Origin of the sequence: Pseudonocardia acidicola (assembly GCF_012911935.1) — a bacterium.
GTDB classification, from domain to species: Bacteria; Actinomycetota; Actinomycetes; order Mycobacteriales; family Pseudonocardiaceae; genus Pseudonocardia; species Pseudonocardia acidicola.
In genome coordinates, this window is the sequence record NZ_JAAXLA010000012.1 from 63,968 (window position 1) to 75,263 (window position 11,296).

At 73.3% G+C, this 11,296-nt stretch carries 13 protein-coding genes; 12 read left to right on the forward strand and 1 reads right to left on the reverse strand.

From position 1 onward, the window contains the following. Window positions 1-1,005 carry an SAM-dependent methyltransferase gene (locus HF526_RS09095; protein ID WP_169380904.1) on the forward strand — a complete coding sequence of 335 codons (1,005 nt, stop codon included), beginning with the start codon at window positions 1-3 and terminating at the stop codon, window positions 1,003-1,005. Next, on the forward strand, window positions 1,002-2,150 hold the full coding sequence (locus tag HF526_RS09100) for an NADH-quinone oxidoreductase subunit D (RefSeq protein ID WP_169380905.1): 1,149 nt from the start codon (window positions 1,002-1,004) through the stop codon (window positions 2,148-2,150). Before HF526_RS09095 ends, HF526_RS09100 begins: the two co-directional genes overlap by 4 nt. A 22-nt stretch (window positions 2,151-2,172) precedes the next feature. On the opposite strand, the gene HF526_RS09105 is transcribed toward HF526_RS09100, so the two are convergent. Continuing rightward, entirely contained in the window at window positions 2,173-2,382 is a 210-nt protein-coding gene (locus HF526_RS09105) for a hypothetical protein (protein WP_169380906.1), read from the reverse strand. 218 nt (window positions 2,383-2,600) lie between these two features. On the opposite strand from HF526_RS09105, the gene HF526_RS09110 reads away from it, so the two are divergent. The 10 genes from HF526_RS09110 to HF526_RS09155 are packed head-to-tail and all read left to right on the forward strand — an operon-like array spanning window position 2,601 to window position 11,223. After that, a complete protein-coding gene (locus tag HF526_RS09110; RefSeq protein WP_211176976.1) occupies window positions 2,601-2,972 on the forward strand; it encodes an NADH-quinone oxidoreductase subunit A in 372 nt (123 codons plus the stop codon). After that, window positions 2,963-3,490, forward strand: a complete 528-nt coding sequence (locus HF526_RS09115) for an NADH-quinone oxidoreductase subunit NuoB (protein WP_338051376.1) — start codon at window positions 2,963-2,965, stop codon at window positions 3,488-3,490. The genes HF526_RS09110 and HF526_RS09115 overlap by 10 nt, the downstream gene beginning before the upstream one ends. Beyond that, the gene (locus HF526_RS09120) at window positions 3,487-4,119 is read left to right on the forward strand and encodes an NADH-quinone oxidoreductase subunit C (RefSeq protein WP_211176977.1); all 633 of its coding nucleotides are present in this window, start codon (window positions 3,487-3,489) and stop codon (window positions 4,117-4,119) included. Before HF526_RS09115 ends, HF526_RS09120 begins: the two co-directional genes overlap by 4 nt. Window positions 4,120-4,123: 4 nt before the next feature. Further along, window positions 4,124-5,083, forward strand: coding sequence for an NADH-quinone oxidoreductase subunit NuoH (gene nuoH, locus HF526_RS09125; RefSeq protein ID WP_169380908.1), 960 nt, complete (start codon window positions 4,124-4,126; stop codon window positions 5,081-5,083). Next, window positions 5,080-5,559 carry a 4Fe-4S binding protein gene (locus HF526_RS09130; RefSeq protein WP_169380909.1) on the forward strand — a complete coding sequence of 160 codons (480 nt, stop codon included), beginning with the start codon at window positions 5,080-5,082 and terminating at the stop codon, window positions 5,557-5,559. Before nuoH ends, HF526_RS09130 begins: the two co-directional genes overlap by 4 nt. Continuing rightward, on the forward strand, window positions 5,556-6,110 hold the full coding sequence (locus HF526_RS09135; RefSeq protein WP_169380910.1) for an NADH-quinone oxidoreductase subunit J family protein: 555 nt from the start codon (window positions 5,556-5,558) through the stop codon (window positions 6,108-6,110). The genes HF526_RS09130 and HF526_RS09135 overlap by 4 nt, the downstream gene beginning before the upstream one ends. Window position 6,111: 1 nt before the next feature. Next, window positions 6,112-6,429, forward strand: a complete 318-nt coding sequence (gene nuoK / locus HF526_RS09140; RefSeq protein WP_169380911.1) for an NADH-quinone oxidoreductase subunit NuoK — start codon at window positions 6,112-6,114, stop codon at window positions 6,427-6,429. Then, window positions 6,426-8,204, forward strand: a complete 1,779-nt coding sequence (locus tag HF526_RS09145) for an NADH-quinone oxidoreductase subunit 5 family protein (protein WP_211176978.1) — start codon at window positions 6,426-6,428, stop codon at window positions 8,202-8,204. The genes nuoK and HF526_RS09145 overlap by 4 nt, the downstream gene beginning before the upstream one ends. Further along, entirely contained in the window at window positions 8,201-9,685 is a 1,485-nt protein-coding gene (locus tag HF526_RS09150; RefSeq protein ID WP_169380912.1) for a complex I subunit 4 family protein, read from the forward strand. Before HF526_RS09145 ends, HF526_RS09150 begins: the two co-directional genes overlap by 4 nt. Further along, a complete protein-coding gene (locus tag HF526_RS09155; RefSeq protein ID WP_169380913.1) occupies window positions 9,685-11,223 on the forward strand; it encodes an NADH-quinone oxidoreductase subunit N in 1,539 nt (512 codons plus the stop codon). The genes HF526_RS09150 and HF526_RS09155 overlap by 1 nt, the downstream gene beginning before the upstream one ends. Window positions 11,224-11,296 lie beyond the last annotated feature (73 nt).

Consider the following 11,296-nt stretch of genomic DNA (forward strand, 5'->3'; position numbering starts at 1 on the left):
ATGTGGACGGGGTGGCGGGCGGCCACCGACCGGGCGCTCTACGCCGAGCGCGGTTTCTACCGCCGCAGCGCGCCGTGCCGGCACTTCCGCACCTCGGTGCACGCGTCGGCGCGGTTCGCCGCGGCGCTGTCGACGTTGCTGCAGGGGGTGGATGCGGCGCTCGGGCACCCGGCGGTGCTGGACGTGGTCGACGTCGGCGCCGGCCGCGCGGAGCTGCTGCTCGGCCTGCGCGCCGCGGCGCCCGCCGAGCTCCGGTCCCGGTTGCGGCTCACGGCGGTGGAACGGGCCGCGCGTCCCGACGGGCTTGCCCCGGAGATCGGCTGGCGATCCTGCCCGCCCGACGTGATCACCGGTGTGGTGATCGCCAACGAGTGGCTGGACAACATCCCGGTCGACGTGGTCGTGCGCACCGCGGACGGCGACCGGCTGCTGCTGGTGGACCCGGTGACCGGGGACGAGCGACGGGGCCCGGCGCCCACGGCGGCCGACGCGGCCTGGCTGCGACGCTGGTGGCCGCTGACCGAGCCGGGCGACCGGGCCGAGGTCGGCCGGCCACGGGACGAGGCCTGGGCCGATGTGGTCCGGCGGCTGCACCGCGGACTGGCGGTCGCCGCCGACTACGCCCACGACCGGTCGGCGCGGCCCCCGTTCGGCACGCTGGCCGGCTACCGCGGCGGCCGGGCGGTCGTCCCGGTCCCTGACGGGTCGTGCGACATCACCGCCCACGTCGCGCTGGACGCCTGTGCGGCGGCGGGCGCGCGGGCCGGGGCCCACGACACCCTGCTCACCACCCAGCGTGCCGCGCTGCGCGCCCTGGGCCTGCGGGGCGCGCGGCCCCCGCACCAGCTCGCCCACTCCGCTCCCACCCACTACCTGCGCGAACTCCAGCGCGCAGGAGAGGAGGCAGAACTGATGGATCCGTGCGGACTCGGCCGATTCGGCTGGCTCGTCCAGACGATCGACATGGACGCATCCGCCGCGTTCCCTGTCCCCCCGGCCCGATGACCGTCGAGCGGACGGTCGGCATGGGAGCGGGCGCCGCCGGGCTCGCGACCGAGGACATGGTCCTCAACATCGGCCCGCAGCACCCGGCGACGCACGGCGTCCTGCGGCTGCGGCTCACCCTCGACGGGGAGCGCATCGTCACTGCGGAACCGATCGTCGGGTACATGCACCGGGGCGCGGAGAAGCTGTTCGAGGTCCGCGACTACCGCCAGATCATCATGCTGGCCAACCGGCACGACTGGCTGTCGGCGTTCGGCAACGAACTCGGCGTGGCGCTGGCCGTCGAGCGGATGCTGGACATCGAGGTGCCGGAGCGCGCGGTCTGGCTCCGCACCCTGCTGGCCGAGCTGAACCGGGTGCTCAACCACCTGATGTTCCTCGGCTCCTACCCGCTGGAGCTCGGCGCGATCACCCCGGTCTTCTACGCGTTCGACGCGCGGGAGACCGTGCAGGCGGTCATGGAGGAGATCTCCGGCGGCCGCATGCACTACATGTTCAACCGGGTGGGAGGTCTGGCGGCCGACATCCCGGAGGGCTGGCCGGGCCGCGCCCGCGCCGCGATCGCGGCGGTGCGCCGCGGCATGGCCGACATCGACGCGCTCATCGGCGGCAACGAGATCTTCCGGGCCCGGACCAGCGGGGTCGGAGTGCTGTCTGCGGCGCAGGCGGCGCAGTACGGGGTGTCGGGGCCGATCGCCCGGGCCGGCGGCCTGGACGTCGACCTGCGCCGGGACGACCCGTACCTGGCCTACCGCGAGCTGGACGTGCCGGTCGTGACCCGCACCGCGGGTGACTGCCTGGCCCGTTTCGAGTGCCTGGCCGAGCAGGTGGGGGTCTCGCTGCGGCTGGCCGAGGCGTGCCTCGACCAGCTCGAGGAGCTGCCGCCGGGGCCGATCGCGGCCCCGACCGGCAAGCGGATCCGGCCGCCGGCCGGGCACACCTACGTCTGGACCGAGAACCCGCTCGGCGTCAACGGCTACTACCTGGTGTCCCGGGGCGAGACCACGCCGTGGCGGCTCAAGCTGCGGTCGGCCTCGTTCAACAACATCCAGGTCCTCGGCGAGATGCTGCCCGGCGCCCTGGTCGCCGACATGATCGCGATCCTGGGATCGATGTTCTTCGTGGTCGGCGACGTCGACCGCTGACCGGGGTTGATCGCAGAGGCGCTCAGCGCGGCCCGTCCAGGGGCAGGGTGGCCAGGTTGAGCGCGACGACGACCCCGTCGCGCACCCGGATGGCCACGCGCTGACCCGAGCGCAGCAGGCGCAGTCCGCTGGCGTCGAAGGCAGGCGCGCCGAAGGGCAGCTCGGCGCCGTCGTCGAGCAGCACGGTGCCGATGCGGGATTCGGGGGAGAAGGACGCGACGGTGGCCTGCATCGCGGCCACGGTAGGGGTTCTCCCGCACCGGTACCTCCCCGGTGCGGGGGAGCCGGCGGGGGAGGCGGAGACCATCAAACGGAACCTTGATGGTTCGCGGTGAAGTCTCAATAGACAGTTGTGTCTCGCGGCCCCCATGGTGGAGCGGCACACAGGACGGTCTGCGGTTCTCCGCCGGCCGGTGTGGTCCTTCCTGCCTCGGTCGACGGGATGCCTTTGTGGACGGATACTTCGGCTCGTACGCCCTCGTGGGCCTGCTCCTCGTGGTCGGGGCGGGTTTCGTGGCGGTGAGCTTCGCGGCCAACCGGCTGCTGCGGCCGCACCGCCCGACACCGGAGAAGCGGCGCGGATACGAGTGCGGGCTCGACCCGGCCGGCGGCGGCTGGGCGCAGTCGCACGTCCGCTACTACGTCTTCGCGTTCCTGTACCTGATCTTCGCGGTCGACGCGGTGTTCCTGTTCCCGTGGGCGACGGTGTTCGCCCGGCCCGGGTTCGGCGCCGTGACGCTGGCGGAGATGTTCGTCTTCCTCGGCATCGTCGCGGCCGGCGTCGTCTACGCCTGGCGCAAGGGAGTCCTGACGTGGGTGTGATCGACCTGTCGCCGCCGTCGCGGCGCCCGCGTGCCGATGCGTTCGACCAGATCCCGGAGCCGATCCGGTTCGTGCTCAACTGGGGCCGCAGGTACTCGCTGTGGGTGTTCAACTTCGGGCTGGCGTGCTGCGCGATCGAGTTCATCGCCACGTCGATGAGCCGGCACGACTTCATCCGGCTCGGCGTGATCCCGTTCGCCCACGGTCCGCGCCAGGCCGATCTGATGATCGTCTCGGGCACGGTGACGGACAAGATGGCGCCCGCCGTGAAACGGCTCTACGAGCAGATGCCCGAGCCGAAGTACGTGATCTCGTTCGGCTCCTGTTCGAACAGCGGCGGCCCGTACTGGGACTCCTACTGCGTCACCAAGGGCGTCGACCAGATCGTGCCGGTGGACGTCTACGTGCCCGGCTGTCCGCCCCGGCCGGAAGCCCTGCTGCACGGGATCGTGGAACTGCAGAAGAAGATCGCCGCGCAGTCGCTGGGCGAGGTCCTGCGCCCGGAGGCGGGCCGATGAGCAGCGACGTCGACAGCCGGCTGCGGACCGCCGGCACGGGGATCGACCCCGAGGACATGGCCCTGCTGGCCGGCGCGGCGCTCGCCGTGTGCGAGACCGCGATCGAGCACGGTCTGCTCACGGTGAGCGTCGAGCGCGCCGCCTGGCTGCCGGCCCTGGAATGGGCACGTGACGAGCTGGGCTGCACGTTCTTCGACTTCCTGTGCGGCGTCGACGAACGCGACGCCGCCCCTGCCGGGATCTCGGTGGTGGCGCACCTGCATTGCCCCCGGGGGCGCCACCACCTGCTCCTGCGTACCGTGGCGCCGGCCGAGGACCTCCGGTTGCCCACCGCGACGGGGCTGTTCCGCGGCGCGAACTGGCACGAGCGGGAGACCCACGAGATGTTCGGGGTGGTCTTCACCGGCCACCCGAACCTCGACCCGCTGCTGCTGCCCGACGGCTTCGAGGGCCATCCGCTGCGCAAGGACTTCGTGCTGGCCTCCCGGGTGGCCAAGGCGTGGCCGGGTGCGGTCAACCCCGGCCAGTCGGCCGGGGACGCGGCGCGGCGCCCGGGCCGCAACCGTCCGCCCGGGGTGCCCGACCCGGCCCACTGGGGCCCGGCGGCCGGCCGGGCCGCGGGGGCGTAGCCCCATGGGCCTGCTCGACACCGGGCTGCGGCTCGTGGCCGTGTTCGTGGCGTTCCTGACCCTCCCGCTGCTGGTCGGGCAGATGGAGCACAAGGCGATGGCGCACATGCAGTCCCGGCTCGGCCCGATGCACGCCGGGGGCTTCCACGGCTGGGCGCAGCTCATCGCGGACGGGGTCAAGTTCGCGCAGAAGGAGCACGTCGTCCCCGAGCACGCCGATCGGACGATCTTCTCGCTCGCGCCCGCGGTCGCGCTGCTGCCGTACCTGCTGGTGCTGCTGGTGATCCCGCTCGGCCCCGGCCTGGTGGCACTCGACCTGGACATCGGGCTGTTCTACGCGCTCGCGGTGCTGGGTGTCGGGGTGCTCGGCTCGGTGATGGCGGGGTGGGCCAGCGCCAACAAGTACGCGCTGCTCGGCGGCATGCGCTCGGCGGCCCAGCTGATGGCCTACGAGCTGCCGCTCGTGCTCACCGCGGCCTCGGTCGCGCTGGCCGCCGGCACGCTGTCGCTGACCGGGATCATCGGCGCCTGGTCGCCGTGGTGGCTGCTCTGGCAGGGCACCGGCGCGGTGATCTTCTTCGTGGCGGGGCTCGCCGAACTGCACCGGCCGCCGTTCGACATGCCGGTGGCCGACGCCGAGATCATCATGGGCCCCTACACCGAGTACACCGGACTGCGCTTCGCCTTCTTCCTGCTCGCCGAGTACGCCGGCATCGTGGTGGTCTGCGCCCTGACCACGGTGCTGTTCCTGGGCGGCTGGCGCGGCCCGTTCCTCGACGCGCAGCTCGGCTGGCTGTGGACCCTGCTCAAGGTGTTCGCGCTGGCGTTCGTGGTGGTGTGGCTGCGCACCAGCTATCCGCGGCTGCGCAGCGACCAGCTGCAGAAGCTGGCCTGGCAGGTCCTCGTCCCGCTCGCGCTGGCCCAGCTGGCGCTCACCGGCGTGATCCGGGTGGTGATGTCGTGAAGGTTCCCGGCCTGGTCACCGGGCTCGCCGTGACGCTGCGGCGGATGCTGCGCCGTTCGGTGACCCAGCAGTACCCGGAGGTTCAGCCCGAGCTGCCGCCCCGCAGCCGCGGGGTCATCGCCCTGCACGAGGACAGCTGCACCTCCTGCATGCTGTGCGCCCGCGAGTGCCCGGACTGGTGCATCTACATCGAGTCGCACAAGGAGACCGAGCCGGCCGGGACCGAGGGCGGCCGTGAGCGCACCCGCAACCAGCTGGACCGCTTCGCGATCGACTTCTCGCTGTGCATGTACTGCGGGATCTGCATCGAGGTGTGCCCCTTCGACGCGCTGTACTGGGCGCCGGCGTTCGACTACGCCGCCTACGACGTGGTCGAGCTGACCCACGAGCGCGACATGCTGGGCCGCTGGCTGGACGCGGTGCCCGAGAGGGCGGGCACCGATCCGGTGCCCGAACCGGAGTCGATGACGCGATGACCGGAAGCGAGATCATGATCGTGCTGCTGGGCGGGGTGGTCCTTGGCGCCGCGCTGCTGGTGGTCACGAGCAGGCGCATGGTGCACGCCGCGCTCTGGTTCGTCGTCGCCTTCGGCGCGCTGGCCGGCTGTTTCATCGTGCTCACCGCCGAGTTCGTGGCCTGGGTGCAGGTGCTGATCTACGTCGGCGCGGTGGTCGTGCTGCTGCTGTTCGGGATCATGCTCACCCGGGCACCGATCGCGCCGTCCGCCGACGCCGACTCGCGCAACCGGCCGGCCGCGCTGCTCGTGGCCGGTGGCACCGGCGCGGTCCTGGTGGCGGTGGTGCCGGCGGCGTTCCCCGGGGCGCGGCTGCCGATCGGTGGGCCGGGGGCCGTCGTGGCCGGCAGTGCCGAGGCGGTCGGGACGGCGTTGTTCGCCGGCTGGGTGTGGCCCTTCGAGGTGCTCTCGGTGCTGTTGCTCGCCGCGCTGATCGGCGCGATCGTGCTCACCCGCGCCGACGTCGGCCCACGCGAGGTGCCCGGCGCGCCGGTCTCCGGCCGGGAGGGCTGAGATGGGGATCGCCTATCCGACCGTGCTGGCCGCGGTGCTGTTCGCGATCGGGATCTACGGCGTGCTCGCCCGGCGCAACGCGGTGCTGATCCTGATGTCGGTCGAGCTGATGCTCGGCGCGGTCACCCTGAACCTCGTCACGTTCGACGCGCTGCTCGGCGACCCGTCGCGCTCCGGGCAGGTGCTGGCGCTGTTCGTCATCGTGATCGCGGCGGCCGAGGTCGGGGTCGGCCTGGCGATCGTGCTGCTGCTGTTCCGCAACCGGGCGAGCATCTCGGTGGACACTCTGGACGGTCGCGGTGAGGCGGTGCGCCGATGATCACGTCCGTGATCGCGCTCGCCACCTGCGCGGTGCTCGTCCCCTTCCTCGCCGCCGCGCTCGGGCTGCTGGCCGGCCGCCGCTCACCCGGCGGCCCGGCCGTGGTGGCCGTGACCGGTGCCACCGGCTGTGCGGTGCTCGCCGTCCTGGTGGCGTCGGGCGCCGGGGCCGGGCCGGCCGAGGCGTGGGTGCCGTTCACCCCGACCGGAGGTATCCCGATCGTGCTCGGCGCCCGGGTCGACGCGCTGTCCGCGACGGTCGGGGTGATGGTCGGGGTGGTGGCGCTCGCCGTGCAGGTCTACTCGGCGGGGCTGATGCGCGGCCGGCCGCGCTACGCCTCGTTCTCCGCGCTGATCTCGCTGTTCACCGCGGCCATGCTCACCGTGGTCTTCTCCGCCGACCTGCTGATCGTCTACGTCGGCTGGGAGGTCATGGGGGTGTGCTCCTACCTGCTCATCGGCCACCACTGGGAGGACCGCCCCACGACGGCCGCGGCGCTCAAGGCGTTCCTGATGACCCGGGTCGGCGACGTCGGGTTGCTGTTCGGCATCGTCGTGCTGGGCCTGGCCGCCGGGTCGTTCCGGATCACCGCGGTACTCGACGCGGTGCCCGGGATGTCCCCGGGCCCGGTGCTTGCCGGCACCCTGCTGATCACCCTGGGCGTGGTCGCCAAGTCCGGCCAGTTCCCGTTGCACTCGTGGCTGCCCGATGCGATGGCCGGCCCGGCACCGGTCAGCGCGCTGATCCACGCCGCGACCATGGTCGCGGCCGGGGTGGTCCTGGTTGTCCGGCTCTATCCCGCGTTCCTGGCCGCACCGGTCACGCTCGCCGTGCTCGGGGTGCTGGCCGCGATCACCATGCTGGGCGCGGCGCTGGCGGCACTGGGTGCCGAGGACCTCAAGCGGGTGCTGGCCTACTCCACGGTCAGCCAGCTCGGGCTGATGTTCGGCGCGCTGGCGGCCGGTGGTGCGACGGCCGCCCTCACGCACCTGCTCGCGCACGCCGCGTTCAAGGCGCTGCTGTTCCTCGCCGCGGGCGCGGTGGCGGTGGCCGTGGGCGGCTCGCAGCTGAGCCGGATGGGTGGGCTGCGCCGCGGCATGCCGGTCACGTTCGCCACCGCGACGGTCGGGTTCGCGGCGCTCGCCGCGCTGCCGCCGACCAGCGGGTTCGTCAGCAAGGACGGAGTCGTCGACGTCATGTGGCACGGCCGCGGCCCCGTCGCCACGATCCTGCTCGGCAGCGCGCTGCTGACCACCGCGGTGACCGGCGCCTACGTCACCCGGGCCTGGCTGCGTACTTTCGCCGGGCCGGTGCGGGAGCCCGGGGTCCGGGAGGTGCCGGCGCTGTTGACCGGTCCGCTGGTCGCGCTCGCGGTGCCCGCTCTCGGTCTCGGGGTGTACTGGGTCACGACCGGGGCGCTGCGGGTGGACCGGGCGGTCGCGCTCACCTGCACCGGATTCGCTCTCGCCGGCGTGGTCGCCGGGTACCTCGGGTGGCGCCGCGCGCCGGCTTGGTCGGCGCCGCGGGTGCTGGCCACCGCGTTCGGCACCGACGACCTGTACGAGCGCACCCTGGTCCCCGTCGTGCAGCGCCTGGCCACCCGGGTGGTCCGGGCCGACGACGGCGTCGGCGCGGCGGTGCGCGGCACCGGGAACGCGGCCCGGCGACTCGGCGGGGCGCTGCGGCTGACGCAGACCGGCAACCCGCAGTTCTACGTCACCGGCGTGCTCGCCGGGGTGCTGCTCATCGCGGTCGGGGTGGCGATGCTGGGATGAACGTGCTGCTGGTCCTCCTGCTCGCCGTCCCGCTGGCCGGCGCCCTGGTCCTGCTCGTCTCCCCGCGCGGATGGGCGCAGCACCGGGCGCTGCCCGTGGGCCTCGCCGCCACCGCGCTGACCCTGCTCGACGCCGTCGCCCTCGCGGTGCACTACGCCCGCGGTAGCCGGTCCGATGTGGACGCGGCGTGGATCCCGGCGATCGGGCTGCGGTTCCACCTCGGCGTGGACGGCATCTCGCTGCCGCTGGTGCTGCTCACCGCGCTGCTGACCACGCTCTGCGCGGCTTACCTGCTGCGGTCGGCGGCCCGGCCGGCCCGGCCGCAGGCGTTCGTCGCCCTGTTGTTGCTGCTCGAGGTGGGCATGCTCGGCACGTTCGTCGCGCTGGACCTGCTGCTGTTCTTCGTGGCCTTCGAGATCGTGCTGGTCCCGATGTACGCGGTCATCGCCGGCTGGGGCGGAGCGGACCGGCGCCCGTCGGCGCGGCAGTTCATCCTGTACACCCTCGTCGGCTCCGGGGTCATGCTGGTCGGGCTGGTGCTGGTCGGGGTGGCGGCCGGGACGCTGGACATGGTGGTGCTGGCCCAGCGCGGCGGCGCCGGGTTGAGCCACACCGTGCAGGTCGTCGGGTTCCTCGCCATCGCGGGCGGCCTCGCGGTCAAGATCCCGGTGTGGCCGCTGCACTCCTGGCTGCCCGACGCGCACACCGCGGCGCCGACGGTGGGATCGGTGCTGCTGGCCGGGGTGCTGCTGAAGATGGGCACCTACGGGCTGGTGCGGATCGCGGTGCCGATCCTGCCGGAGGGCGCGGCCGCGTTCGCCCCGGTGCTGGGCGTGCTCGGGGTGGTCGGCATCGTCTACGCCGGGCTGGCCTGCCTGGGGCAGTCGAACCTCAAGCGGCTGGTGGCGTTCTCCAGCATCGGGCACATGGGGTTCGTGCTGCTCGGGATCTCCACCCTCACCGCGGTCGGGATCAACGCGGCGCTGTTCGCCAACATCGCCCACGGCGTCATCACCGGCCTGCTGTTCTTCCTGGTCGGCGGCATCTCCGAGCGCTACGGCAGCACGGACATGGGCCGGCTCGGTGGTGGGCTGCTCGCCGCCACCCCGCGGCTGGGCGCGCTGGTCGTCTTCGGTGCCGTCGCGAGCCTCGGGCTCCCCGGGTTGGCCGGTTTCTGGGGCGAGGGACTCGCCGTGCTGGCGGCGTTCCGGCCCGCTGCGGAGTTGCCCGGCGGGCTGTACGTGGCCCTCGCCGCGGTGGCCGGTGTGGGCATGGTGCTCACCGCGGCCTACCTGCTGGTGATGCTGCGCCGGGTGGTCTACGGCGTGCCCCGGTCGTCGGTCCCGATGCCCGACATGAGCCGCGCCGAACTGCTGACCTGGAGCCCGCTGGTGGCCGCGGTGCTGGTCGCCGGGCTCTGGCCGGCGGTCGTGCTCGGCGTGACCGACGGCGCGGTGCGCGCCCTGCTGGGGGTGAGGTGATGACCGGTCCGGCAACGACCGCCGTGCAGGGCGTCGACCTGCTCGCGATCGCGCCGCCGATGCTGCTCGCGGCGGCGGCGCTGGTGGTGCTGCTCGTCGAGGCCTTCCGGCCCGCGGCCCGCCTGGTCGCGACCACCGCCCTGGCCGGGGCCGGGCTGGCCCTGGCCGCCGAACTCGTGCTGGCCGCCGACGTCCTGGGCGGTGGCCGGTCGCGGGCGACGTTCTGCCTGCCTGCGGCGCTGCGTGGGACCGGGCCGGCGTCCTGCTCCTATGTGGTGGATCCGTTCGCGGTCCTGCTCGGACTCGTCGCGCTGCTGGCCGGCGCCGCGGCGCTGCTGCTCGCGGTGCCGGAGATCCGGCGCACCCGGCTGCCCGCCGGTGAGTTCTGCTTCTTGCTTCTCACCGCGGTGGCCGGTGCGGTGGCCCTGCCCGCGGGCCGCGACCTGGTGACGCTCGTGGTGTGCCTGGAGCTGGTCTCGCTGCCGGTCTTCGCGCTGGTCGCGCTGCGCCGCTACGACGGCCGGTCCACCGAGTCCGCGTTGACCATGTTCCTGGTGTCGGTGGCCTCGACCGCGGTGATGCTGTACGGGATCAGCCTGGTCTACGGGCTGGCCGGGTCGATGTACCTGGATCGCATCGCCGTGGCGCTGAACCCGGCCGCGGCCCCACCCGCGGCCGCGGTGGGCATCGTGCTCGTGCTGGTCGGGTTCGGCTTCAAGGTCTCCGCGGTGCCGTTCCACACCTGGGCGCCGGACACCTACGCCGGCGCTCCGGTCGCCGTCGCCGCGGTGCTCGCCGTGGTCTCGAAGGTCGCCGGGTTCGCCGGGCTGGTGCTGGTGCTGGTCCTGGGGTTCGGCGGGTTCGCACCGGTGTGGGCACCGCTCGTCGCGGTGCTGGCCGCGGCGTCGATGACCGTGGGCAATCTGGTCGCGCTGCGCCAGCGAGGTGCCCTGCGCTTGCTGGCCTGGTCCTCGATCGCGCAGGCCGGGTACGTGCTCGCCCCGCTCGGGGCGCTGGCCGGGATGGCCGGGCGGCCGGAGCTGCGCGAGGAGTTGGTCGCGGCGTCCGTCGGCTATCTGGTGATCTACGCCCTGATGACGACCGGCGCGTTCGCGGTGGTCGCCTTCATCGGCCGGATCACGCCGGGGAACGACGGCACCGACCTCGACGGCTACCGGGGGCTGGCCCGCACCCACCCGGTCGTCGGTGTGGCGTTCGCGTTCTTCCTGGCCTGCCTGGCCGGGCTGCCCCCGGGGCTGGCCGGGCTCTTCGCCAAGGTCGTCGTGGTGCGGGCGGTGGTGGACGGCGGCCACGGCTGGCTGGCGGTGATCGTGGCGGTCAACACCGTGATCGGGCTGTACTACTACCTGGCCTGGGCGGTCCGCCTGTTCGCACCACCGGCGGCCGACGGCGCCGCGTTCGGCGCGCTGCGCCGTCCGATCGCGGTCGCGATCGCCGTGGCGGTGGCAGGCCTGGTCCTGCTGTCGGTGTTCCCCGAACCGGTCCTCGCCGGCTGGTCGCTGACCGGGACGGGCTGAGCCGCCGCTGCAATGATCGCCGGTTTCGGGACCGTACGGCCATCCGTGGCCGGAATGTCCCGGATACGTCGAT